Annotated in this window: 21 protein-coding genes; 8 read left to right on the top strand and 13 right to left on the bottom strand. The window is 40.8% G+C overall.

Going from position 1 to position 24,382, the window contains the following annotated elements; genetic code table 11:
- Nucleotides 1-221 precede the first annotated feature (221 nt).
- Nucleotides 222-902 carry a general stress protein gene (locus B4U84_RS18835; RefSeq protein ID WP_017310662.1) on the top strand — a complete coding sequence of 227 codons (681 nt, stop codon included), beginning with the start codon at nt 222-224 and terminating at the stop codon, nt 900-902.
- 143 nt (nt 903-1,045) lie between these two features.
- A complete protein-coding gene (locus B4U84_RS18830) occupies nt 1,046-1,525 on the top strand; it encodes a BON domain-containing protein (protein WP_131120022.1) in 480 nt (159 codons plus the stop codon).
- A 60-nt stretch (nt 1,526-1,585) separates the two neighbouring features.
- Here B4U84_RS18830 and B4U84_RS18825 read toward each other — a convergent pair whose 3' ends face one another.
- From B4U84_RS18825 to B4U84_RS18805, 5 genes are all read right to left on the bottom strand, one after another.
- Complete coding sequence (locus B4U84_RS18825; protein ID WP_131120020.1) at nt 1,586-2,107, bottom strand: sterol desaturase family protein; 522 nt, start codon at nt 2,105-2,107, stop codon at nt 1,586-1,588.
- Nucleotides 2,108-2,491: 384 nt separating this feature from the next.
- Nucleotides 2,492-3,619 (bottom strand): sensor histidine kinase, encoded by a 1,128-nt coding sequence (locus tag B4U84_RS18820; RefSeq protein ID WP_131120018.1) that lies wholly within the window; start codon nt 3,617-3,619, stop codon nt 2,492-2,494.
- A 9-nt stretch (nt 3,620-3,628) separates the two neighbouring features.
- Nucleotides 3,629-4,339, bottom strand: coding sequence for a response regulator (locus B4U84_RS18815; protein ID WP_131120016.1), 711 nt, complete (start codon nt 4,337-4,339; stop codon nt 3,629-3,631).
- A 119-nt stretch (nt 4,340-4,458) separates the two neighbouring features.
- Nucleotides 4,459-5,148 (bottom strand): LabA-like NYN domain-containing protein, encoded by a 690-nt coding sequence (locus B4U84_RS18810; protein ID WP_131120014.1) that lies wholly within the window; start codon nt 5,146-5,148, stop codon nt 4,459-4,461.
- Between the two features lie 1,504 nt (nt 5,149-6,652).
- Complete coding sequence (locus B4U84_RS18805) at nt 6,653-8,062, bottom strand: phospholipase D-like domain-containing protein (protein ID WP_131120012.1); 1,410 nt, start codon at nt 8,060-8,062, stop codon at nt 6,653-6,655.
- A 391-nt stretch (nt 8,063-8,453) separates the two neighbouring features.
- On the opposite strand from B4U84_RS18805, the gene B4U84_RS18800 reads away from it, so the two are divergent.
- From B4U84_RS18800 to B4U84_RS18775, 5 genes are all read left to right on the top strand, one after another.
- Nucleotides 8,454-9,632 carry a cysteine desulfurase family protein gene (locus tag B4U84_RS18800; RefSeq protein WP_131120010.1) on the top strand — a complete coding sequence of 393 codons (1,179 nt, stop codon included), beginning with the start codon at nt 8,454-8,456 and terminating at the stop codon, nt 9,630-9,632.
- Between the two features lie 89 nt (nt 9,633-9,721).
- Nucleotides 9,722-10,474, top strand: coding sequence for a DUF1995 family protein (locus B4U84_RS18795; RefSeq protein ID WP_131120008.1), 753 nt, complete (start codon nt 9,722-9,724; stop codon nt 10,472-10,474).
- Nucleotides 10,475-10,658: 184 nt separating this feature from the next.
- Nucleotides 10,659-11,024 (top strand): DUF1823 family protein, encoded by a 366-nt coding sequence (locus B4U84_RS18790; RefSeq protein WP_026081901.1) that lies wholly within the window; start codon nt 10,659-10,661, stop codon nt 11,022-11,024.
- Between the two features lie 280 nt (nt 11,025-11,304).
- Nucleotides 11,305-12,333 carry a zinc-dependent alcohol dehydrogenase gene (locus B4U84_RS18780; RefSeq protein ID WP_017310649.1) on the top strand — a complete coding sequence of 343 codons (1,029 nt, stop codon included), beginning with the start codon at nt 11,305-11,307 and terminating at the stop codon, nt 12,331-12,333.
- A 77-nt stretch (nt 12,334-12,410) separates the two neighbouring features.
- Nucleotides 12,411-13,022 (top strand): hypothetical protein, encoded by a 612-nt coding sequence (locus tag B4U84_RS18775; protein WP_131120007.1) that lies wholly within the window; start codon nt 12,411-12,413, stop codon nt 13,020-13,022.
- Between the two features lie 110 nt (nt 13,023-13,132).
- On the opposite strand, the gene B4U84_RS18770 is transcribed toward B4U84_RS18775, so the two are convergent.
- Both B4U84_RS18770 and B4U84_RS18765 read right to left on the bottom strand, forming a co-directional pair.
- A complete protein-coding gene (locus B4U84_RS18770) occupies nt 13,133-13,480 on the bottom strand; it encodes a Dethiobiotin synthetase (protein WP_131120005.1) in 348 nt (115 codons plus the stop codon).
- A gap of 36 nt (nt 13,481-13,516) precedes the next feature.
- Complete coding sequence (locus tag B4U84_RS18765) at nt 13,517-13,759, bottom strand: hypothetical protein (protein WP_017310646.1); 243 nt, start codon at nt 13,757-13,759, stop codon at nt 13,517-13,519.
- 272 nt (nt 13,760-14,031) lie between these two features.
- Here B4U84_RS18765 and glgP point away from each other — a divergent pair, with 272 nt between their 5' ends.
- On the top strand, nt 14,032-16,629 hold the full coding sequence (glgP, locus tag B4U84_RS18760) for an alpha-glucan family phosphorylase (RefSeq protein WP_131120002.1): 2,598 nt from the start codon (nt 14,032-14,034) through the stop codon (nt 16,627-16,629).
- Between the two features lie 258 nt (nt 16,630-16,887).
- Here the strand turns inward: glgP and B4U84_RS18750 are convergent, their stop codons facing one another.
- The 6 genes from B4U84_RS18750 to pdxR form a co-directional block, all read right to left on the bottom strand.
- Nucleotides 16,888-17,646: a DUF429 domain-containing protein gene (locus B4U84_RS18750; protein ID WP_131120000.1), complete on the bottom strand. Its 759-nt coding sequence runs from the start codon at nt 17,644-17,646 to the stop codon at nt 16,888-16,890.
- A gap of 61 nt (nt 17,647-17,707) precedes the next feature.
- On the bottom strand, nt 17,708-18,460 hold the full coding sequence (locus B4U84_RS18745; protein WP_207390966.1) for a hypothetical protein: 753 nt from the start codon (nt 18,458-18,460) through the stop codon (nt 17,708-17,710).
- Nucleotides 18,461-18,469: 9 nt separating this feature from the next.
- Nucleotides 18,470-19,711 carry a DUF3696 domain-containing protein gene (locus B4U84_RS18740; RefSeq protein WP_131119996.1) on the bottom strand — a complete coding sequence of 414 codons (1,242 nt, stop codon included), beginning with the start codon at nt 19,709-19,711 and terminating at the stop codon, nt 18,470-18,472.
- Nucleotides 19,712-19,939: 228 nt separating this feature from the next.
- The gene (locus B4U84_RS18735) at nt 19,940-20,881 is read right to left on the bottom strand and encodes a methylenetetrahydrofolate reductase (RefSeq protein ID WP_131119994.1); all 942 of its coding nucleotides are present in this window, start codon (nt 20,879-20,881) and stop codon (nt 19,940-19,942) included.
- Nucleotides 20,882-20,930: 49 nt separating this feature from the next.
- The gene (trpS, locus tag B4U84_RS18730; protein WP_044448184.1) at nt 20,931-21,944 is read right to left on the bottom strand and encodes a tryptophan--tRNA ligase; all 1,014 of its coding nucleotides are present in this window, start codon (nt 21,942-21,944) and stop codon (nt 20,931-20,933) included.
- A 619-nt stretch (nt 21,945-22,563) separates the two neighbouring features.
- Nucleotides 22,564-24,024 carry a MocR-like pyridoxine biosynthesis transcription factor PdxR gene (gene pdxR, locus B4U84_RS18725; RefSeq protein WP_131119992.1) on the bottom strand — a complete coding sequence of 487 codons (1,461 nt, stop codon included), beginning with the start codon at nt 24,022-24,024 and terminating at the stop codon, nt 22,564-22,566.
- Nucleotides 24,025-24,382 lie beyond the last annotated feature (358 nt).

The following is a 24,382-nucleotide window of genomic DNA, read 5'->3' as shown; positions in this document are numbered from 1 at the left end:
CAAACCGTTCGAGCCTCCAGACTGGTTTACAGACAGCCCCAATAATGCAATCATCTTCGCTCCGTTCAAGTCCGCGTCAATTCTCATCTTCCCAAAACAACCTCTCTCTTGATAGAGCAGCTGCTTACACCTGAGAACGATGGAAATGTTCTCAAAACAGGGCAAAACAGTATGTAGTAAGCACAAACAAGCTTATCACTGAATTTATGGAGGAGTAAAAAATGGTCGTGGGGAAACATCAACGTGCAGTTGGAGTCTTTTCTAACCGTAACGCAGCTGAACATGCACTCACTGAACTAAGAGATGCTGGCTTTAACATGAATAAAATTTCTGTAATTGTTAAAGACAGCGATCGCACTGGTGATATTGCTGGTGTTGACACACAAAAAGGTGTTGGTAATAAAGCCGATGAAGGAGCTGCTGCGGGAGCAGTTACAGGTGGTATTTTAGGAGGTTTGACGGGATTACTCGTAGGTTTGGGTACTTTAGCTATTCCCGGTGTTGGGCCAATTCTACTAGCAGGCGAATTAGCCACAACCTTAGCTACAACTGCTGCGGGTGCTGGTATTGGTGCAGCAGCTGGTGGGTTATTAGGTGCTTTAGTTGGTTTGGGAATTCCTGAAGAACGAGCTAGAGTTTACAATGAGCGCGTTTCTCGTGGTGATTATTTAGTCATGGTAGAAGGTACAGAAGCAGAAATCCGTCGCGCTGAAAGTATTCTTAGAAATCGGGGAATTGAGGAGTTTGGTATCTACAATGCACCAGATGTTGCTGATACTCACGGTGATTATGTAAATCCTGCAACTTCTGGGGTCGATACTACTCCTACTTATGATCGTACAAACGTTGTTGATAATGATCCCAACGTAGTTATTGTTGACCGTCGTGATAATGCTCTCTAATTCATCAGTGAACAGTTATCAGTGAGCAATTTGTCATTAATAACTAATAAATAATAACTGATAACTGATAACTGTTAAGTTTGCTCTTCAACCTTGCACACAGACAAAATAATTGCAAAAAAATTTTCACTTGAGAAAAACAAATGAAAAAACTCATTCCATTCTTGCTTGGCGGTGTTCTAGTGATTGGTGCAGCAGGTTGCGAACCACCCTCTAGAACCAGCACAAATGCTCCTGATAATACCACTGAAAACGTTAACGCACCAGCACAAGAAACAGCTCAACAAAACCAACAAGACGCTACCAGCCAAACTCGTAAAGATCAAATTGAGTCAGATATTCGCGCCAGAGAGCAACGTAATAATGCGACGGGTGGTGATGCAGATAGAGATGATGATGATTTAGAAAGCGAAGTTCGCGGAAAGCTAGAAGCAAATTTACCAGCTAGCCAATTAACAGTTGATGCAGAAGATGGCGTTGTGAAAGTAGCTGGGACAGTTCCTACTCAAGAGCAACTAAATAAAGTTCCCACCTTAGCACAACAAATTAAAGGTGTGAAAACTGTGGACGCACAAAATGTAAAAGTTGCTCCCGCAACACCAGCACCAAACAACAACCAATAATCAACCTACACTTTTCTTTGAGCATTCACATTTTGTTAAGAGCGGTTTGGAACACTCTTTCTAGAGACATTCCGAACCGCCGTTTTTTTGTGAATATTTTAAATGTAGCCTGAGCAAACGCAGCCAACGCAACCAAGTTTTTGCAGGTTGGTCAAAAAATGTGAAAATATCGCCGTAGCCTAAGCTAGTTTTTTGATGATGCTGCCAGTGTACTTCAGGAGTTGTGATAAATAAAACTTGGCATAAACTGGTCAAAAATTTAGGAGTTTGCCAATTCATGATACTGGTATGTCTCCACCATACATGAAACTGACCAAACAACAGCCCACAGATAACACCAACCGGAGATAAACTCCATAAAAATATAGCTACTAATAAATATGGCAAAGCACCTAAAACACCATCTAAAAGAACTAAAGCATTAACAGTCAATATTGCGTAGTGGCGAAAGTTCTTTTTGGCAGAGTGATGGGTTTTTAGATGTAGGCTACCAAAAACATGTTCTGGTACATGGTAACAAAAAGTAGAAAGAAAATCACCCAAAAATAGTAATAACCAAGCAATAGCTATAGACTCAAGCATTTATATTCCTCGTATTCCGTAAATATGCGATATATAAATGTAGCCAATTAAATACTGAATCTACTCAACAGCAATTGGTAGATAACTTGCAGTTTCGCATACATCTAAAAATCTATAGTTTTACCGTATTTTACAACAGCGATCGCACAGCTTTGTGGATAAAGTAAAACATTTCCAGTAAAACTTGAGTTAAAAAGAGTACAAGCTTTGGTTAAGGGATCGGGGATTGGGGATCGGGGATTGGGGATCGGGGATTAGGGATCGGGGATTGGGGATCGGGAAATGGAGCATTACTATTTATTACTGTTTATTCTCTCCCCTATCTCCCGTGTCCCCCCTATCTCCCGTGTCCCCCTTATCCCCGATCCCCGATCCCCGATCCCCTTATCCCCGATCCCCAGATAAAAGTAGACAAAAACGAAAGGTGCTTCCGACTGCGAGTTCACTTTCTACTTCCATGTAGCCGCCTTGTAATTCTACTAAGCGGCGGGAGATGGTTAAACCGATACCAGTACCACCAGAGTGGCGATCGCGAGATTTGTCCGCTCGCCAAAAGCGTTCAAATATATGGGGTAAATCTTCTGGTGATATGCCCATACCTGTGTCAATAACTGCTATCCAGAGTTTTGAGTCATCAACCCAAGCCTGGATAGTAATTGTGCCTTGATTTGTGTAGCGTACTGCATTACCAACTAAATTTACTAATACCTGTTCTGTGCGATCGATATCTGCCAAGACAAGAGGTAGCTCGGTTGGACACTTCAGTTGCAGAACTGGGCCATCTTCGAGCAATTGGTCAGCAAACCTAGTTACTAATGACTCTAATAAGGGACGTATATTTACAGGTTTGATGTGAATTGGTAAATAACCAGCTTCTGCTTTAGAAAGTTCTTGTAAATCATTTACTAATCGCTCTAAACGCTTAGTTTCTTTCACTAACCGCAGATAAATTTCTGGGGAAGGCTCTATACTTCCATCAGCTAGTTCCTCTAAGTAACCACGTACTACCGTCAGAGGTGTCCGCAATTCGTGAGTCATATCTCCAATTAATTCCCGTCGCCGCGTTTCTACTCCTTCTAAGCTTGCAGCCATACGGTTGAAACTTGTCCCCAATCTATTGAGTTCTGGAATGTCTGACATTGGTAGTCGAGAATTCAGTCTACCTGTAGCAAACTCTTGAGTGACTTTTTCCATCTCGGTTAAGCCTTGCATAATGCGCCTAGAAACCCAGAAACTCAAGCCTCCTGCTGCTGCACCACCGACAATTACTGACCAGACAGTACTGTGTCTCCAAGCACCTTCAAATCCGTCAACTAATTCTGTACGGATATGAAATAATCTGTAACCTCTTTTTTCTAATTGCTCTAAGTGGAGGACAAAAAAACGTGGAGAAGAAAGCTTGCTGATGATTACAAGGGCGAATACCCCCACAATCATCACTACCAAGTGGGAGAAAAATAAGCGAGTTGCCAAAGGTAAGGACTTTGTCGATCGCCAACCCTTGTTAATCATGTTAAAACTTCACATTAGATTAGAGTCTTCAAATTTGTAGCCTACGCCTACAACAGTTTTAACAAAAGTGGGGTTAGCAGGATCTGGTTCTATTTTTTTCCGCAACCGCGCTACATGAGTATCTACCACTCGTTCATCCCCATAAAAGTTATCACCCCAAAGTTTGTCAATTAGCTGGGTGCGGTTCCAAACTCGACCAGGACTGCTCACAAAAGTACTCAACAAATTAAATTCTAGAGTTGTTAACTCCAAAATTTCTGGTGGCTGAGAATCTATCTGGCGACTGATAGTACGTTGCTCTACATCTACTGTAAAATGTTGCGTACGATAAATTTGATGTTGACCGCCGCCTCGTAGACTACGTCGCAAAAGAGCGCGGACTCTAGCAACTAACTCTCTAGGGCTAAAGGGTTTAACCATATAATCATCAGCCCCAGTAGATAAGCCAATGACACGGTCTATTTCCTCACCTTTGGCTGTCAGCATTAATATATACGGGTCTTTTAACCCTGGTTTTTGGCGAATTCTGGCACAAACTTCCAGTCCATCTAAGCCAGGAATCATTAGATCTAGAATGATTAAGTCTGGTGCTTGCTCTTGAAACATCCGCAAAGCAGTATTTCCATCGCGACAAGTACGACAGACAAATCCTTCTTTTTCTAGAGAGTATTGGATCAACTGAGCAATTTCCGGTTCATCCTCAACGATTAAAATATCCATTTGAGTTAAAGACGAGTAAAAAGCACATAACAAATTAAGAGCAGTTTACTCTACAAAATATCTACTGCTCTGGCAAGATACCAGTTTATATATTGAGGATGAATTGATCAGGAAATTGTTTACTGTACGGTGGTGTTGGATAAGGGACGGTAGTTATAAGCAGAATTAGGGTCTTTTTGAATATGTTGTTTGATTGTGTCCAAATCAATGAAGCAGTCAGCAACATCGATTAAGCTATCACTAGTCATAGAGCGGACGCTGACAATTTCTACTCGTACTCCTTTGTAAGCGATCGCATTGACAGCATAAGCTAAGTCTCCATCCCCACTCACTAACACCGCAGTATCGTAATAGGGGACTAAATTGATCATATCTACCGCCATTTCTACATCTAGATTGGCTTTTTTAGAACCATCTGGAAATTGGACTAACTCTTTGGTGACTACACGATAACCGTTGCGACGCATCCATAACAGAAAACCTTGCTGTTTATCATTATTTCGATCAACACCTGTGTAGAAGAATGCGCGCAATAGTTTTGCACCTTCTGTTAAACAATAAAGTAATTTGGCATAGTCAATTTCAATTCCCAGTTGTAAAGCCGTATAAAATAGGCTGGAACCATCAATAAAAATTGCCACACGACCACGATTAGATTGACTGAAAATGCTTGTATCTACTGAAGAATCTGGTATTGTTAAATCTTCAGTTTCAATACTGGTGTCCATCATATTCTCTCCGTGCCATTGTGGTCTTTGTTTAAGTAATTTATATGGATTTGTCTGTTTGCTAAAAGTAGTAATATTCATTGATACCTCTAGATTTTAAATCTGGAAAGTTTTTCTTGGAATTTATCAACAGAAAAACTTTACTCATTTGTAACTGTGACAGCACAGCATATTTGTTCATATTTAGACTCCGCATCAATATCTGCTCTTGTTGAAAGCAGAGTACTCTTTGAGGAGAGAATCAAGTTAGCCATCAGCACATAATCCTATTTTAACTAGGCTTTGAAACTTCGCTCCATAGCATTATCTATCTGATGAAAATAAATGGCTGACATTACAATAAATTAATTTCAAGGCTTGCAGTTAAATCTGTAACAATCAAATGTTTATATATTGTTATATCCTTACATTACCTGGAAAATACTAATTTTAAAAGTCTCTTATAGTCCACTTTTGGGAGATAAAAATTTTCAACAAAAAATATGCATTTACTAAAATTATTGTTTAAATTAAATAGGTTGGCACAAATGTAGAGACGAGCCATGACTCGTCTGGAACTCGTCAGGATCGTCATTTGTGAGCCAGCGCGGTCTTGGGGATCTCGCCCATGTAGACGCGCGCAGCTTCCCCCAGGGTAGACTGGCGTAGAGGCGCTTATCAGCTTCAAGGTAGAGTACCCGTAAGGGTCCTTTATCATTAGTAAGCATTTCAGCTATTTTATATTTCTTAACATCGTTTTGTTTATTTCCGCCTACTTACTACTCTACCTTGAAGCCGATGAGCACCTCTATGTGTCTTATCCTTACGGTTAGGCACGTAGACGCTACATGGGCTACTCTACGAGAAGGGCTATGCCTACGGTGTAGAGTAAGTAGATACTTTGTGTCTATATAAGCTGATGTGCGCTTAGATTAAATATTCTTGCGTTAGGACTGTCCAGGGTCAAGAGTCCAAAGTCCAAGCTAGTCTTTGACTCTGGACTCTTGACTTTTGACAACCTGATCGCAAAATATACAATTTAAATGCATAACAGCTTAGTTCATTTATTAAAAGCATTTTTCACAAACTAGATAGGATTGCTATAAAAATCGAATTATTGCAGCAATTAAGTAAGCTTCCACTTCCAAAATTGCAGAAATATCAATATTAAAGCGATTCTTTTTTGAAATTTCTATCATACTCAAATTCTTTGATAGTATATTGTTATTTAGTAAACATTGTTATAAAAATCAAGATAAATTATTCTAATGATAAAAATTTTAAAATTTTATAACCCTTGATTAAGAGCAATCAAAAATAAATAGCTTGCACCTAGCTCTAAATTAAAATTTTGGCTGAAAGCTAAAGTCGGTTTTTAACCGACGAGCTAAGGTTTTAAGCCATTAAAATGTATTTGAGGTTTGAGCTTTGAAATTTATTTTAGGGTTGATTGCGACTGGTGCAATATGTCAGAAAATGGGTGTTCCTATATATAGCAATCCTATATGATTTGTGAAAATTGCAAAGTCCAGATCCCCGACTTCTTTAAGAAGTCGAGGATCTTGTCTGGAGCGAATGATTTAGGAATGCTATATGTCATCACTAATTATTTATGACACTGTTTTGATTGTGCTTTCATTTTCTGCTGAATTTTTGGTGGAATACCTAATTTAGAATTTGCATAAAGTCTGTCAAATTCTCGCTGGTAATGAGCAGCAATAATGGGATTTTTAATTACTAAAAGTGTCTCATCATTCCCATTATTTGCTGCTCTTGTCCAGTTGTGAGAACCTGTAATTACTGTTTGATGATCAATAATGGCAAATTTGTGATGCAATAAATCACCTTTTGCTAAAATCGGTACGCCTACAGTAGTAATGGGATTTTTCCAAGGACGATTATCAAGTTGATTTTTACATTTTTGACTTAGAGCTACGCCCATCATATCTAATACTTCGCTGTAGGGACGATAGGCAAATCCTGACTCAATTAAAGCGCGAATTTTGACGTTGTTGTTGTGGCGCATCTCAAGTATATTTGCCAAACGCTGTTCCGAAAAGACAAATAATGCCATATCTATAGATTGACTAGCTGAATTTAATGTGTTTCCAATCAAGCCATTACTGCTTTGTAGCCAAGGTTGTGTGGGGGAGTTTGGTGAAAATTTGACTGTGATTTGATTATCGCCTAAGATTGTTTGGTGATAATTTTGTAGAGGTTTTTGTAAACCAAACTTACTGTCTAATTTACCTGCTACTCCATCACCCCACATCAAGTTAAATTCTTTGGTAAATAAATCTGCTAATTCTCGGCTGTCAATTTTTAATAAATTATTAGCATTACCCAAACTATTAGGATTAGTAAAATCACCATGTATATCACTCATGGTAAAATTTGCAGAAGTAACAATCACAAAGCGATTGTCCACAACTACAAATTTATGATGCATCAAACTGCTACCTTGAGAACCGTCAGCATGATCATCAATTAAAGGTATTTTGGCTTGATTTAAAATTACTAAAGCATCTGTTTTATGAATTTCTTCTACACTCAGTTTACCATCTTTATTAATATCTGCAAATAACCGAAAATCTTGATAGCGTTGCTGTTCTCTTTTATCTAATTTATTCACCTCATTAACAGTAAAACTACTCCAAGGACGACTATAACGATTTTCTAAAATGACTCTGACTTTCACCCCCGATTTTTGTTTATCTACAACTGCTTGCGCTATCTTCGGTAAACGTAATTCTTGAACTGCGACATCAATTGTTGATTTTGCTTGGGAAATTGTCTCAATAATTAATTTTTCTAAATCATCTCCTTGGTGAGTCTGGTGACGGTAAGGTTCTAAATATTGAGAAGACTGAGAATGGTTGAAGTAAACTTGTACAAATGGATCTTGTGGTAGTGGTTCTAAATCTTTACTGTCAGAATGGACTCGCTGACAAGCAGATAAAATTAGTATTACTAAAAATATAGAAGACAAACGCCATTGGATAGAGAAAAAAGACACAGTGGTTTGATAAAAGTTTACTTAGCTGAACAAATTTATAATTCCCCAACTGTAGGGTTATTAAACGTAGAGTTTGGAAGTTAAGCTGTTATGCATTTAAATTGTATATTTTGCGATCCGGTCGTCAAAAGTCAACAGTCCAGAGTCAAAGACTAGCTTGGACTTTGGACTGTTGACCCTGGACAGTCCTAACGCAAGAATATTTAATCTAAGCGCACATCAGCTTATCAACCAAACTTTCATCTTCTACTGTTGACCAATTACCCCCAGATTTATCTGTGGGTCAATCCCAAAATCTAAAATCCTGTTAGAGGTTGACTTTTGCAATCAGCCTACTGTATTAGCTGACAATATAAATAGCCCGTTTCCCAGTGTATTGACTAGAGAGTTTATGCAAATTTATTTGGATTATAGTGCTACTACACCTACTCGCCAAGAAGCGATCGCAACAATGCAAACAGTCCTCACTCAACAGTGGGGTAATCCCTCTAGCTTACATGAGTGGGGACAACGGGCAGCAACTGTATTAGAACAGGCTAGAATGCAGGTAGCTGGACTTATAAATGCATCTGCGGAATCAATTATTTTTACTTCTGGTGGTACAGAAGCAGATAATCTCGCAATTATGGGTGTTGCCCGTTTGTATCGCCAACCCCAGCATATAATTATCTCTAGTGTTGAACATTCCGCGATTTCTGAACCTGCTCGGTTATTAGAACAATTGGGTTGGGAAGTAACTCGCCTCTGCGTAAATCATCAAGGTAAAGTTAACCCTCTAGACTTAAAAGCAGCATTGCAAGACAACACTGTCTTAGTATCAATAATTTACGGACAAAGTGAAGTCGGTACAATCCAACCAATCGCTGAATTGGGAAATATTGCTCGTAGTGCTGGTGTGTTATTCCACACAGACGCAGTTCAACTAGCAGGCCGCTTACCTGTGAATGTGCAGAATTTGCCTGTGGATTTACTGAGTATTTCTAGTCATAAAATTTATGGTCCCCAAGGTGCAGGGGCGTTGTATGTACGTCCGGGTGTAGAATTGGTTCCCATATTGGGTGGTGGAGGACAAGAACAGCGATCGCGTTCCGGTACACAAGCAGTACCCGTAATCGCTGGGTTTGGTGTCGCTGCTGAATTAGCAACTCAAGAAATGGCAACAGAAACACCCAGATTGATGCAGTTACGCGATCGCTTATTTTCCCAATTAACAGATGTCCCCGGTTTAATACCCACAGGTGATTTAGTTGATCGTCTCCCCCACCACGTCAGCTTTTGTTTAGAACACGCCGATGGTGAAAAAGTTAGTGGTAGAAGTTTAGTACGAGAATTAAACCGCGCCGGAATTGGAGTCAGTGCAGGAGCTGCTTGTAATAGTGGTAAACTCAGCCCTAGCCCAATTTTGTTAGCAATGGGTTATCCAGAACAAGCAGCTTTCGCCAGTGTACGAATGACGCTCGGACGAGACACCACCGCAGCGGATGTAGATTGGGTGGTGATGGTATTTAAGCAGGTTTTGCAGCGATTTTTTGCTAGAGACGCGATTAATCGCGTCTGTACAAGAGATTAATCGCGTCTGTACAATGGTCATTTGATTTGTCATTTGTAATGAAATCATTAATGGCAAAATCTAAAATCTAAAATCTAAAATTTTTTAAAATGGCTGAACTACCAAACTCTTTAGAAGATGCGATCGCTCAAGCGCGTACAGCTACCCAAGCAGCAATCGCAGATGGCTATACTCGACTACAGGTTGAGTTATTGTTTCCCGAATTGAAACTGATGGAGGTAGCACAGCAATTTCTACCCACTTTTACCCAATACAACGACAAACTAAAAGTTTTCTTTGCTGATGCGGGTAGTGTTGGTCTTGCCCGTCGCGATTGGACAGATGTATCATTCCAAATTACTGACATTGGCACTGGTAGAGCTGCCTCTATTGAATCAAAAGTTCAACCAGAAGATGAAATTTTCCTGTTTATCGCCCCTGGTTCTCCAGAAGTCCCGCAATTAGAAAAAATTTGTGCGGTTATAGGCGATCGCCCCTTAGTAATGTTAAATCCTTTTTTGGAAGATCCCGGTAAGATAGGAATTGGTTATGCTGCTAGGCAAACCCGGATTCGTTTTCTCAGCACAATAGAATCTTGTTACTACTTACGCCCTGTATACGAAGATGTAGCATTGTTCCGTTGCTATCCAGGATTATGGGAAATTTTAGTAGAAAATAACGGACAATACCAAAAAATCGCCGAGTTACCACAAAAACCCTCCGGCGACGACTTAGATATAATTCTTGCTAAAGGACAAGCCTCGACAGTAACAACACAAGGAGATACTGTCGCAGCAGTACCAGGAAAAAAACCAAGCGTGTTCAGAGGTTTGCAAAGGTTTATCAAAGCACTGAGAAATTAGGATAATGGAAATTTCTTAGTGTCTTAGTGTCTTGGTGTTTCAAATATTCTTTTTTCACCACCAAGGCGCAAAGACACAAAGATTAAATTGGGATTTATGCATTGACAAGTTAGACATAATGCTCTACAGAATGGACTTATTACAACAGTCCAAAACTTTATCCTGCTTGGATTTTGAATTGCTTATGTCTAATTTGCCACCACTCAATACAGATACTATTTGGGCAATTCTCAATGAAGAAATAGATGACGCCGCGGTTAATCAATTAGTATGGGACTGCTTGGGTTATCGCTACGACCCAGTGACTGCAAAGTGGGATAATCAACAAGTATCTCCCGAATGGCGAGATGAATATCCACAACCTCCCGATTTTATTGAGAGTCGTCCAGCAACAGTCAAGTTAACTCGTTCTATCCCAACACAGTACAAACAAATAGTTAAAGAAAAGCTGGGTTTTAAGGGTTATAAAATTGGCGAATTTGGCCCTCGACAAACTCGCAGGGCGACTGCTGCTAATTGGTTATTGAGTTATATGGAGCAAAAACGCTAGTACAAGAAGGCGATCGCACGATAGAGACATCAACGCTGCAATCAATATAAAAAATGTTCGCGAAGCGTTCCCGAAGGGTGGGTTTGCGACTATGGGCGTTAGGAACTAGCGCTTCTGCCCACCGAGGGGATGTAAGACCAAAGTCTTCTGGACGTAAAAAATCTACGAAGTCTGAGGCAATCCCCAATGAATTGGGAAGCCTACACTTACCCGCAAGGGAAGTGTAGGTAGTTCACCTCTAGGACTGATAAAATTAACTGGAGCTTATTGGATAAAATCGGTGCTAGCAGCCTTACTGTACGGTAAAGAAAATTTGCGTTTAGAAACAGTTCCCGATCCTACTCCTCGAAAAGGAGAGGTGGTGATCCAAGTGGGAGCGGCAACGACTTGTGGTACAGATTTAAAAGTGTGGCGTCGTGGCGGTCATGCAAAGATGCTCAAACCTCCTACTCTTTTTGGTCATGAGGCTGCTGGACAAATCGTGGCTATCGGTGAAGGTGTTACAGATTGGCAAATAGGCGATCGCGTAGTTGCTAATAATTCGGCTCCCTGCATGAATTGCTTTTTTTGTCAACGTCAAGAATATTCTTTGTGTCCAAATTTGACATGGAATAATGGTACTTTTGCTGAATATCTGAAAATTCCTGCCCCGATTGTACAGCATAATTTATTGTCAATTCCTGAAGATTTACCTTATGAATTGGCAGCCATGACAGAACCTTTGGCTTGCGTACTGCATGGAACCGCTCGTTCCAACGTTAAGAGTGGAGATAGAGTAGTAGTCTTGGGAGATGGAGCGATTGGTTTGATGTTTGTAGCCAAATTGGCTCATGATTTGGAAGTGGAAGTACTGCTATTCGGTGGTAATGACGATAGGCTAGAAATTGGTAAAAAACTCGGTGCAGCCCAGACGTTTAATTATCGGCAATTACCAGACATACCCACTGTGGTCAAAGAATTTACGGATAGCTGGGGTGCAGATGTAGTTATTGAAGCGACTGGTTTACCTAGTGTTTGGGAGACAGCGATCGCCTGCGCCCGTCCTGGTGCAACGGTGAATTTATTCGGCGGTTGTCCACGAGATACCACAATTACCGTCAACACTGAACAACTCCACTACAGTGAACTTACGCTCAAAGGAGTATTTCATAATACCCCTGAGTTTGTCAGAGCAGCCTTATCACTGATCGCTAGTCGCAGAATTCCCTTCGAGTTATTAATTAGTGAACAGCGTCCTTTAGAGGATTTAGAAACGGTATTTTGTGATATGCGATCGCGCAAAGTGATCAAAGTTGCTATGATACCGTAGTTGTACTTAGAAATAAATAAAGGCAGTAGGGGAAAACTAAAACTACCCTTTTTAATCAAGTAGGTTGGTATAAAAAAATGCTAAAAAACCCCCTGCTGAAAGTTTTGATATTGCCTTTTTCTCTAGTTCCCTATATCTGCGGGGGAACATTTTTAGCTGATCAAGCCAAAGCTTTACCAGGACAATCGACAGAAGAAGTTGGCGCTTGGATACAAGCACATCCGACTCTGCGTCCCAATATTAACGAGCGATTTTTTATACAGAAAAGTGATACAGCAGCCCAGCGATTTACTTTTCAAGCATCAGTGTTTGCTCCTGGGAAAATAGAGTTTATTCAAGACCGTAGTCGCATTCGTAGCGAAAGGCTAAGTATGTATGATGCCATTAATGGCATGAGTTTTGAGCGCTTGCAAGAATCTTTACGAGTCGTATATGGCATAGATATTTACCAAGATTTTAAACGCGCTCAGGTAGTGTATGAATATCCAACTCAAAGTACAGTTAATTCGGCTCGTTTTGCCAAAACTCCCATCCGGGAAGCCTTACGGGGAGAATTACGTCTAGGTCAGAGCTACGCATATTGGATAGAAATTGCCCAACCCAAGAACGGAAAAGCTTTCACTGGTCAAATGACTGTTTTGCTCAAATCTGACTTGAATAAGTTAAAAGCGCAATTGCAAAAAAGATAGTTTTTGGGCATTGGGCATTGGTTATTCTCCCCACACTCCCCACACTCCCCACACTCGCCATATTCCCTTGTCCCCGATCCCCGCCCCGATCCCCGATCCCCAATTCCCAACTAATGTAAATTTTGCCAGTTACCGGAAAAGATACTTTCAGTGGCGATCGCAATTCTCAATAAGTCTTCTTTCAGCAGAGGAGGCCAGTCAACTCCTGCTTTGCGTCCCGCTGCAAACAGTATTTGAGTTTTGATAGTTAGTTCATATAAAGCGTAGGCCAGTTCTCGTTCAATAGTAGTAGCTTCTTTAAGACCTTCAAATACCACTTTCAACGCCAGCAAAGTAGAGGTAATCTGACCGGGAACTGGTGGTTTTCCCTGTTGCAAGCGGTTGAGTAGCGCATCCGGGTTTTCTTCAGAAGTGATTGTTTGATCTATGAGGAATTTGCAAGCAGTTTCGTAGTTCATACCATTTCCGAATCACCACATCAGTCTTCACTAGGGCTATTTAAACATTTTTTTACAGTGATAGAAGAAGAAAGCCCATCGGCGCGTCTTTACGTGGGAGGTCAATAAACCACGACCTGTATCGAAGATATGCATATCTGACAAACCGATTCCATAATGCCAAAACGGGTCGGGTGGATTTTGCCAGTTGAGTAATCGTCCATATCGCTGACTTGAAGGGTTGGTGAGGCGATCAATTTCTTCTATTGTCTTGTCAATTTGGTCTGGAAATAACGGCATAGATCAACACGATGGCTATAATTTAGGGCGGGTATTTGCATTGACTGCATCTAATCAACGGTGAGGCGATCGCCACACATCAAGTTTGATAGAACCCTGAATAGATTATTCATTGGGATTTACTACCACCCAGATTTGGTTCTTTGTTGACCAAAATCTTTGCAAAAGTTAACAAAAATTGAGGCATTTGCGAACACAGTATAAAAAATTGGCAACATTAAGAAAATAAAGACAACAATAGCGATAGCTAGACCTGGAGTTCTGCTAAACCTATGCAGCCAATTCGTACATTCAACGTCTCACCTTCTTTGCCTGCGCGACTCGAACCCTTACGCAAGCTGGCTTACAACTTGGTTTGGGATTGGAACGTAGAAACCAAAGATGTATTTCGCCGTTTAGATCCTGATTTATGGGAATCTAGCCATCATAACCCTGTTTTGATGCTAGGAAATATAAGCCAAGCGCGGTTGATGGAAGTAGTAGAAGATGAAGGCTTTTTAGCACAAATGGATCGTGCCGCTTTGCAGATAGAAGATTATCTCAAAGAACGCACTTGGTATGAGAAACAACGCTCTAGTCATTCGTCCGATGACAAAGGACAAATGACAAAGGACAAAGGACGAGAATGCTACGCCTATTTTTCTGCTGAATTTGGGCTTGTGGACTGTTTACCCATCTATTCAGGAGGCTTGGGTGTACTAGCTGGGGATCATCTGAAATCTGCTAGTGATTTAGGGCTTCCCCTCGTCGGTGTGGGTTTGTTGTACCAGCAAGGCTATTTTGCCCAGTATTTAAATGCTGATGGCTGGCAACAAGAGCGTTATCCAATTAACGACTTCTATAACATGCCTTTGCACCTAGAACGTAATCCGGATGGCTCAGAACTGCGAATTACAGTAGATTATCCGGGACGTACTGTTTATGCTAGGGTTTGGCGGGTGCAAGTGGGAAGGGTGCCATTGTACATGCTTGACACCAATATTGAACCCAACAATCCTTACGATCACGACATTACAGATCAACTGTATGGTGGTGATATTGACATGCGTATCCACCAGGAAATCATGTTGGGTATTGGTGGCGTGAGGATGTTAAAAGCATTGGGGTATAACGTCACTGCCTACCATATGAATGAGGGACATGCAGCATTTTCTGCTCTAGAACGTATCCGCATTTTAATTCAAGAGCAAGGGCTGAGTTACATCGAAGCTAGGCAAGTGGTAGCTTCTACAAATATATTTACCACCCATACACCAGTGCCAGCCGGCATCGACTTGTTCCCACCAGATAAAATTTTGTACTATCTGGGACACTATGCAGAAATTTTTGGTTTAGGGAAAGACCAATTTTTAGCCTTGGGACGGGAGAGTACGGGTGATTTATCCTCACCTTTTAGTATGGCAGTCCTAGCGTTGAAGATGGCAACATTTTCTAACGGTGTGGCGCAGTTGCACGGTTCAGTCTCACGGCAGATGTTTCACGGTTTGTGGACTGATGTACCAACCGAAGAAGTACCAATTTCTGCGATTACGAATGGCGTTCATGCCCGTAGTTGTGTGGCGAAATCAACTCAGGAGTTGTACGATCGCTATTTAGGCCCGAATTGGTCATCAGCACCAGTGGATCATCCTCTATGGGATCGGATGAATGCAATTCCCGATGAGGAGCTATGGCGGAACCACGAACGCTGCCGCTTAGATATGATTTTGTATGTGCGGGAACATTTAGTCAAACATTTACGCGATCGCGGTGCATCTGCGATTGAAATTGCCCAAGCCCAAGAAGTCCTCGATCCTCATATTTTAACGATAGGCTTTGCCCGTCGCTTTGCCACCTACAAACGTGCTACTCTCTGGATGCGTGATTTAGAACGCGTCAAGCGGATTTTATTTGGCAATAAAGACCGCAAGTTACAATTTGTGATTGCTGGTAAGGCACATCCTAAAGATATCCCTGGCAAAGAACTCATCCGCGAAATTAATCATTTCATCCGCGAAAATAATTTGGAAAAACAGGTGGTGTTTGTTCCAAATTACGATATTCATATTTCCCGATTGATGGTGGCGGGTTGTGATGTGTGGTTAAATACACCCCGTCGTCCCCGTGAAGCTTCTGGTACTAGTGGCATGAAAGCAGCAATGAACGGATTGCCAAATTTAAGTGTACTAGATGGTTGGTGGGATGAAGCTGATTATGTCCGCACTGGTTGGGCAATTGGACATGGGGAAATTTATGACGATCCCACTTATCAGGATGAAATAGAAGCAAATGCTCTGTATGACATCTTAGAAAAAGAAGTTGTACCGTTGTTTTATAATCGCGATGCCGATGGTTTGCCTAGACACTGGGTTGCCAAAATGAAAGACGCCATCCGGTTAAACTGTCCGTTCTTTAACACCGCGCGCATGGTGGGAGAGTATGCCCAAAGAGCATATTTCCCCGCGAGCGATCGCTATACTATCCTGACTAGTGATAATTATGCCCCAGCCAAAGAACTAGCAGCTTGGAAATTAAATCTCGGTGAACACTGGTACAACATCACAATTAAAGATATTGATATCTCTGTAGGCCCTGATATTGAAGTTAACCAAACCGTTGCTGTTAAAGCCAAAATTGACTTAGCAACTCTCACAAATGATGACGTACAGATAGAACTGTATCAAGGTACAGTAGATGCCAATGGCGAGATTGTCAATGGTGTGCCACTAGTAATGGAATACCAAGGAGAAGATAGTCAAGGCTTAAGTATTTACACGGCTAATATTCTGTATACTACTTCTGGTTTACAAGGATTATCTTTACGTGTATTACCTAAACATAAGTATCTTTCTACTCCTTATGAACCAAGATTGATTTTGTGGGCGGAGTAAATATTTAGGGTTCGGGCATGGGGCATGGGGCATGGGGCATGGGGCATTGGAATAAATTCTTCCTTGTCCCCCTTGTCCTCCTTGTCCCCCTTGTCCCCCTTGTCCCCCTTATCTCCCTTGTCCCCCTTGTCCTCCTTGTCCCCCTTGTCCTCCTTGTTCCCCCTGTCCCCCCTGTCTTCCTCTCCCAAGTTCGCAATCGTCGCCACCCACGCTGCTTTACAACCCCACNTCCTTGTCCCCCTTGTCCTCCTTGTCCCTTTACCCTTTCCCCGATCCCTGATCCCCTATCTTTTGAGGAACAACTATGTAACCTGTGGTGCGATCGCCTAATACCAGGTTACGTTGTTCTCCCCAATACCACCAGTATGCTGCTATGTAAGCACAGATGAGGCTATCGAGTTTGTCTTCGGCTGCTTTGAGTTGTGTGCCCGTGGTGGGAATTTCCGGGACAAATGAATTGAAAAGGCGCAAAGTATACGCAGAAGGTTCTAAGGAGGGTAAGATTTGTGTGATGTAATTATAGAGTTTGATGAGTTCTAGGCGGCGATCGCTCAGGCGTCCTTTTTTATATTTCAGAATACGTTCTAAGCTGAACAAATGTACTATTGCGGGGTGGGGAAAGACTTCGATTTGATATCTACCGGGTTTTTGTGGTTCGATGGTGGGTGCGTGGTCGAAACCACGAGATTCTAGTTCTAAGCCAAAGTTAACGGTGCGTTCGGCGAAGGGAAGATTAAGATTGGCTGGGTAGCAACCAGCATGATATTTACCAAAGTATTTATGAGTAAGTTTGTCGGGGAGACGACTACCTGTGGCGTTAGGGATAAGAGTCGGGGCGTCTACACCAATTACAGCACTTTCACCTGGTGGAACACAAGTATCAACCCAGTTGAGGATGTCTGCAATTGCTTCTTGGCGATCTAAGTCGAGTATTTGTAGTTGATTTTCTGACCATTCTAAGCAGCACAGTCCGCTTGGTTGTGATTTCCAGCCTAAATCGATGCCGATAAATTTCATTTTTATTTAGTTTAGCAATGGAGAGAATAAAGTAGCGATCGCAAAGCTTATATTAACTGTATTACTCATTTGGCAAGTTTTTGAGATGTTCAATTACTTTGTAAGGAACTTTGTTTTCATCTACAGGGTAGCCATGAAAACCAAAAAAATTATCAAACTGAAATTCATAAAATTTTCCATCATAGTATCCATAAATTTGTCTACCACTCACAATACCTTGATCTAAAACTACTTGAGCAACTTCATCACTCAAATCCATAAAAGTTCCCCAACCACCTAGAGCGTGTTTAGGGCTAGGTACGTAACGCGGGCGTAGTTTTTTCGCGTGACTTACATGAGTTAAGTTTATAATTTCTATTTCTTTATAATCTATACCATCTTGACTGTATCTTAGTTGAATAGACTGCGAGACAAAATCAGGTGCGCCCTGTAAACTAGTTAAAGTTCCCTGAAGATAGGCTGCTCCTGCTAATGAGCTTCCACAAACATCCTGATTATTAAAATGGCATTCATGAAAATCTAACTCTTCATCTAAAATATCATCTATAAAAGGGCCTTTATTCATTAATTTAATCAATAATATCCGACTGGTTTCTTGTTCTTCTCCACTAGAAGATTTTGACTTCTGATGCAACCAATCGCTTACTTTCATTTGAATTGTTATGTGGCAATTAAAAAAACTACTATGAGTAAGTATTGGCTTTGAAGATTTTATAAGTTCTAATTCTTTGATTATCTCGAACAATACTATCATTAGCTTATCAGCATCATCATTATGTTTTGCTTGCCCAATAAAAGATTGTTCGTTAATCAAAAAGTGCATTTACATCAACTCCATTAAATCTTTTTCCATTTGATCAAAGAAACCATCAGGCCATTGATCAATTCTTCCATGACGATTAATACGTGGGGACAAAACTTCTGTAAAAACTTGACCTTCTATTTCTTGACGCTGAAAATAGTGTAATTGCACCTCTTTATGGTCAAGATGGCGACGATGAACGGCAAGACGAATTCCGTTTAAAACATGGTCGCTATGAGTTTCTATCACCACTTGAACACCGCAACTAGCCGCAAGTGCTAACAATTCGCCCATTTTAGCCTGTCCTCTGGGATGAAGATGAGCCTCCGGGTTTTCAACTAGAATTACTGTATCAGGTTCTGAAGCGAGTACTGCCACAATAATAGGCAAAGTATAGGTAATACCAAAACCCACATTAGTAGCACGGTAAGGGTTACTGAGTCCGTAGGAATATTGAAAGCTTACTAAATCCATGTCTGGATTGGATTTGATTTCCAGTCGGGTTCCTGGGCTGACTTCTCCCATCCATGCTTCTACTTGATCTTTAAGATTTAAGGAGGTAGCGTTGGGATGATTAAGTTTAGTATTGGGAATATTTTTATCTCTATAAACAGAGAGGAAATGAGCAGTGTATTCTCCTTGAGTCCCCAGTTGTTGATGCTGTCTTACTTGAAAATCAGATATCTCGAAGTATGTTCTGGGACCAACACGTTCTGCTTGCAAGTAGTGAAATTTATCGTTAAAAAGACTTAATTGATATATATCAGAAGATGTTGGTGGTGACGCAAGAGTTAGAACATCTGCTTCTCTGTTATAGTCAAAAAGCCAAGGTAATTCATCATAAATTTTACCTTCAAGATGTCGAAGAAATTCTAAATTGCATAATCTGAGTTCTTTGTCAATAGCAAACTTTTTTAACGCACTTAGCCTTTGTAGCCCATCTATAACTAACCATTTATCTTCGTTAGTAGCATCCATGTAAAATGCAGGTAGTGGAATACGAATCAAGATTGATTCAATAAGTCTGCTTTTAGCAGTTGATGTCCAAATGTCAGCATGACGTTGAAACTCAGGAGCTAAGTCAATTTCATCAAATTTAATTCTTTTCAACACTAAATCAATAGTCATTGGTCGAGTATCAACCCGAATAAGATTAGGGTCAAATGGTTCATTAATAAACTCTTCTTCTGGTTCAATATCATTTTGCTCTATTTCATTTTCTTCTTCTAGTAACTCTAAAGAGCGGTTACTTAGATTCGTCATTATAGTTACTCCTTGGCATTAATGGCTATTTACTTTCTTTCACATAATTCTTGGTGATGCTACCCTAGCTTATTATGAAAGAGTGGTCTGCTGAGATGACTTAGCTTGATCGTATATCTTCCAGCGTTGGCTTTGATAATAAACCTAGACCAATCGAACTGCCCATACTGAACAAATAATAAAGCAGCTGGGTTTACCAGCTGCCTAAGCAAGAAATGTTTACTGTGTTTACCTCAATACCATTTGATTAACTGGCGCAACTCCAGCCATCTCTAAAATTTGCGGAATCAAATCTTCGCGCTTAACTGCCATCATATGTACACCCTGACACAATTGCTGTGCAGTTTGTACTTGTTCCGCAGCAATTTTCATCCCTTCTTCTAGAGGATCTTTGGCTTTTGCTAATCTATCAATAATGTGTTCGGGAATATTTACACCCGGAACACACCTATTAATAAATTGGGCATTTTTTGCCGATTTCAACAAGAAAATTCCGGCTAAAATTGGTTTACCACAATCAGCAGCAATTTTATCCATGAACTTTTCTAGTATTTCAAAGTCGGTAATTAATTGACTTTGAAAAAATTGCGCTCCTGCTGCTAATTTGCGTTCAAATCGTTTTTGTAAACCCGACCAACTCGGACATTGCGGATCGACTGCTGCACCAGGAAATAAATCTAGCGCTCCATCAGTTAGGGGTTTGTCGTTGCAATCAAAGCCATGATTCAGCTTTTCTATGACTTGCAGCAACCGCACAGATTCTAAGTCAAATACACCTTTGCAATCAGGATGATCGCCTGCTTTTACAGGATCACCCGTCAAAGCTAAGATATTTCTGATACCGATCGCATGAGCGCCCATTAAATCAGCTTGTAAACCAATCCGGTTGCGATCGCGACAAGCAATCTGACAAATTGGTTCAATGCCATGTTGTATTAAAATTGCCGATGCAATCACTGGCGACATCCGTAAAACTGCTCGGCTACCATCGGTAATATTGACAGCATGAACCCTTCCCTTAAGAGTCGCTGCCATTTTGAGCATTTGTTCTGGATTACCGCCTTTTGGTGGTGCTACCTCGGCGGTAATCAGGAATTTACCAGCTTTTGCAGCTGTCTGAAAAGAAGTTAAACAACTTGGATTTTGAGTATCCAGCATAAAAATGAGCATTTCTGTCTTTGGGTACAGCTATAACACAACTCACCCTACACAGAAAACCTCATAATGGTGTGGAGTATCCCATCGCAGTTTTAACTTTTGCTAAAGTTTGGTTAGCAATAGCCTCTGCTTTATGTTTTCCATGGCGTAAAACAGACTCTAAATAGCCTTTGTCGTTCATTACCGCCTGATATTTCTCTTGAATGGGTTTGAGGGCGTTTATGACTGTTTCCGTCAGTAAAGGCTTAAATTGTCCCCAGCCCATATCTTGACACTCAGCAGCGACTTCTTCTTTGGTTTTACCAGACAGCAGCATATACAGAGTTAACAAATTATTACTCTCTGGTCGTTCTGGATGATTAAATTCTAAACCGCGAGTCGGGTCAGTTTTACATTTCTTAATTTTTTTGGCAATTTCATCTGGTGAATCTAACAAATTGATCCGACTTAATTCTGAAGGATCAGACTTAGACATTTTTTTTGTTCCATCTGTCAAACTCATTACCCTAGCCCCTTCTTTACGAATCAGAGGCTCCGGTAACTTTAATACTGGTTGATCTGGTTTGGCAAATAAGTGATTAAACCGATTGACAATATCTCGTGTTAATTCTAAATGCTGTTTTTGGTCTTCCCCGACTGGTACTTTTTCAGGTTCGTAGAGCAAAATATCAGATGCCATCAGCACAGGATAGTCTAACAAACCAACACCCACATTTTCACCCTGCTTGACAGCTTTTTCCTTAAACTGAATCATATCTGTCAGCCAGTTGAGCGGTGTAATGCAGTTGAGTAACCAAGTCAGTTCAGTATGTGCAGGGACGTGAGATTGTACAAAGATGGTGGAATAGGTTAAATCAAGACCACAAGCCAGATATAGAGCAGCTAAGGTATAAGTATTTGTGGCTAGTTCTGCTGGGTTATGTGGCAGAGTCACAGCGTGTAAATCAGCTATAAAAAGGAAATTATCGTACTGGCTTTGTCCTTCTACCCAGTTGCGAATTGCACCTAAGTAGTTACCCAAGTGTAAGTTACCAGTTGGTTGAACTCCAGAAAGAACACGTTGCCTAACGGACATAAGGTAGGATATATAGTTTTAACTTTATTTAACGATACTTAAAAATGAGCAAAAAAGGGAAAGGGGGACACCGGAGTGTGGGAAGTGTGGGAAGTGTGGGAAGTGTGGGGAGAATTATTTAACAAGTCTCTTCCCCATGCCCCATGCCCCATGCCCCATCTTTTGCGCGATCGCTACTTTAGCAGAGTTAGGGTGTTTGGAATCAAGTGACGTATGTACCAAAGACGAAACATCTGATTTTGATCATGACGAGGGGACAAAGTACCCTGAAAAGCTTGTGAGATAAAGATGACACAAAACAGTCATAACTAGTTCATATAACATTGATAGTTTATAAATAATTACAGATCATTTCATTATAAAAGGGAAGACTATGTAGATTGGATTGAGCTACAACGAAGCCTTATTTGTAATTATTTTTCACTATAACTAATTGGTTTAAAAGTGCTTTAAGAATGTAGATTTTATCAAATTTTCTATTTGAAAATTCAAGTCAAATTGATGAAATATGTATATTATTTTTCTAGCTGTATTTCTTGTGAGTTTACTAACTTTTTCTGGTTGGGCTGCGATCGCCTACCTTTTTCCTAACAATCATTCTCACGATTAAATAAATTAACTATGCAACAAGAACTTTAGCCAATCTGCTGATTCCTTCTCGAATTTGTTCCTGTGTCAGTTCCGAGTAACCAAAAATAAATTCGCCCGTCACATTCTCTGTGAGATACTGGGATTGAGCAGATATAATTCCCACACCCAAGGACGCAGCACCCTCAATAATCTCTTCATCTGTAAGTTGCGTCTGTAGTTTCACCATTAAATGCAGCCCAGCCTTCTCGCCTAAAATTGTAACTCGTTCCCCAAAGCGATCGCTCAAAGCTTGTACTAAAACTTGGCGACACTGATCATAGTGCTGACGCATTTTTCTAATATGTCTTTCTAAATGTCCTTCTTCAATAAAATCAGTTAAAACATACTGCTCTAACAATGGTAAATGTTTATCACTCAACCACTTAGCACGGCGAAATATTGGTACTAAACTTTTGGGTAAGACTAAGTAACCAATTCGCAGTGAAGGGAACAATACCTTGGAGAAAGTACCCATGTACAGCACACAATCGCTTTTATCCAAACCTTGCAGAGCTGGAATCGGTCTGTCACCATAGCGATATTCACTGTCATAATCATCCTCAATAATCATTGCTCGATGAGAATGCGCCCAAGCTAGTAACTCTAGTCGCCGAGACAGAGACAATATTGCTCCTGTGGGAAACTGGTGAGAAGGAGTCACGTAAACAAGCTTAATGTATTCACCCGTATCGTTTAACTTATTAACTATCAAACCTGACTCATCCACAGGTACTGGTATAAGCTTTGCACCTTGTGTTAAAAAGATGCGACGTGCGCTCAGATAACCAGGATCTTCCAAAGCAACAGCATCCCCAGGATTGATTAACAAGCGCATCACCAAATATAAAGCTTGCTGAGTGCCATTAGTGATCATGACCTGCTCAGGTTCGCATTGGACTGCACGGGATTGGGACAAATAACGAGCGATCGCTTCCCTTAACCGTTCATATCCCAAGGCGTCTGTTGCATAATCTAACCAATGACAATCATAGCGACAGTGACGAGACAGTAATTTTCGCCACAACTGCATTGGAAATAGTTCAAAAGCAGGTTGCCCATAGCGGAAGTTAATCGGGGCTTGAGGTTCTGTATTTATCAACACATCATTTTCAATCAAACTGGTGGCATACTTAGACAGCGAGCTTTGACCAGAAGCAGAATTTTGAACTGACTCAATCGGGATGGAATGCAATAAATCGTCCGGGAGTTGGGCGCAGACATATGTGCCAGAACCAACAATCGTTTTGATATAGCCTTCACTGAAGAGTTGCTCATAGCTAGTAGTAACGGTAGTACGAGAAATACCCAAGGATTTGGAGAGCTTTCGCGTCGATGGAATGCGTTGATTGGGTAGCAGGCGTCCGTTGAGAATTGCTTTCCGCATTTCCTCGTATAATTGTTGATGTAATGGCACATCTATATTACTGTCGAGTGCGATCGCTAAATCCATATTCTAGTTTTGTGTAACATATAATACTAAATTGGGGCGTTGCTGAATCGTGGTATGAATCTAGTGTAGAGACGCGATATTGATAATTGGGGTTGTAGGTGTAAATACCCTCTGCCCTCTGCCTTCCCCCAAGCGAGATCACCAAAAGTTGCCAAGAACCACATTATCCTTTAAGTGGCAAAAGCTCTCACCTTTAGGTAAGAGCTTTCAATCAATTATGAAACTGTATAGCAGTTTTGCACTATATTGTTGTAATCTTCCATAGGGCATGATTGTAGTAATTGGCATCAGCACCAACGACTTTCGGACTTTCAAAGCCGCTTGATGCTAGCCAGCCACCTTCATCTCCTCGCTGTCC

Source organism: Westiellopsis prolifica IICB1 (genome assembly GCF_004323185.1).
Lineage (GTDB): Bacteria > Cyanobacteriota > Cyanobacteriia > Cyanobacteriales > Nostocaceae > Pelatocladus > Pelatocladus prolificus_A.
The sequence above is the reverse complement of the archived record's forward strand: the minus strand, read 5'-3'. Positions and strand labels throughout refer to the sequence as shown.

Excerpts from the sequence above, each read along its gene's own strand:
- B4U84_RS18835 (WP_017310662.1), top strand. The coding sequence starts at position 222 with ATGGTCGTGGGGAAACATCAACGTGCAGTTGGAGTCTTTTCTAACCGT.
- B4U84_RS18830 (WP_131120022.1), top strand. The coding sequence starts at position 1,046 with ATGAAAAAACTCATTCCATTCTTGCTTGGCGGTGTTCTAGTGATTGGT.
- B4U84_RS18825 (WP_131120020.1), bottom strand. The coding sequence starts at position 2,107 with ATGCTTGAGTCTATAGCTATTGCTTGGTTATTACTATTTTTGGGTGAT.
- B4U84_RS18820 (WP_131120018.1), bottom strand. The coding sequence starts at position 3,619 with ATGATTAACAAGGGTTGGCGATCGACAAAGTCCTTACCTTTGGCAACT.
- B4U84_RS18815 (WP_131120016.1), bottom strand. The coding sequence starts at position 4,339 with ATGGATATTTTAATCGTTGAGGATGAACCGGAAATTGCTCAGTTGATC.
- B4U84_RS18810 (WP_131120014.1), bottom strand. The coding sequence starts at position 5,148 with ATGAATATTACTACTTTTAGCAAACAGACAAATCCATATAAATTACTT.
- B4U84_RS18800 (WP_131120010.1), top strand. The coding sequence starts at position 8,454 with ATGCAAATTTATTTGGATTATAGTGCTACTACACCTACTCGCCAAGAA.
- B4U84_RS18795 (WP_131120008.1), top strand. The coding sequence starts at position 9,722 with ATGGCTGAACTACCAAACTCTTTAGAAGATGCGATCGCTCAAGCGCGT.
- B4U84_RS18790 (WP_026081901.1), top strand. The coding sequence starts at position 10,659 with ATGTCTAATTTGCCACCACTCAATACAGATACTATTTGGGCAATTCTC.
- B4U84_RS18775 (WP_131120007.1), top strand. The coding sequence starts at position 12,411 with ATGCTAAAAAACCCCCTGCTGAAAGTTTTGATATTGCCTTTTTCTCTA.
- B4U84_RS18770 (WP_131120005.1), bottom strand. The coding sequence starts at position 13,480 with ATGAACTACGAAACTGCTTGCAAATTCCTCATAGATCAAACAATCACT.
- B4U84_RS18765 (WP_017310646.1), bottom strand. The coding sequence starts at position 13,759 with ATGCCGTTATTTCCAGACCAAATTGACAAGACAATAGAAGAAATTGAT.
- glgP (WP_131120002.1), top strand. The coding sequence starts at position 14,032 with ATGCAGCCAATTCGTACATTCAACGTCTCACCTTCTTTGCCTGCGCGA.
- B4U84_RS18750 (WP_131120000.1), bottom strand. The coding sequence starts at position 17,646 with ATGAAATTTATCGGCATCGATTTAGGCTGGAAATCACAACCAAGCGGA.
- B4U84_RS18740 (WP_131119996.1), bottom strand. The coding sequence starts at position 19,711 with ATGACGAATCTAAGTAACCGCTCTTTAGAGTTACTAGAAGAAGAAAAT.
- B4U84_RS18735 (WP_131119994.1), bottom strand. The coding sequence starts at position 20,881 with ATGCTCATTTTTATGCTGGATACTCAAAATCCAAGTTGTTTAACTTCT.
- trpS (WP_044448184.1), bottom strand. The coding sequence starts at position 21,944 with ATGTCCGTTAGGCAACGTGTTCTTTCTGGAGTTCAACCAACTGGTAAC.
- pdxR (WP_131119992.1), bottom strand. The coding sequence starts at position 24,024 with ATGGATTTAGCGATCGCACTCGACAGTAATATAGATGTGCCATTACAT.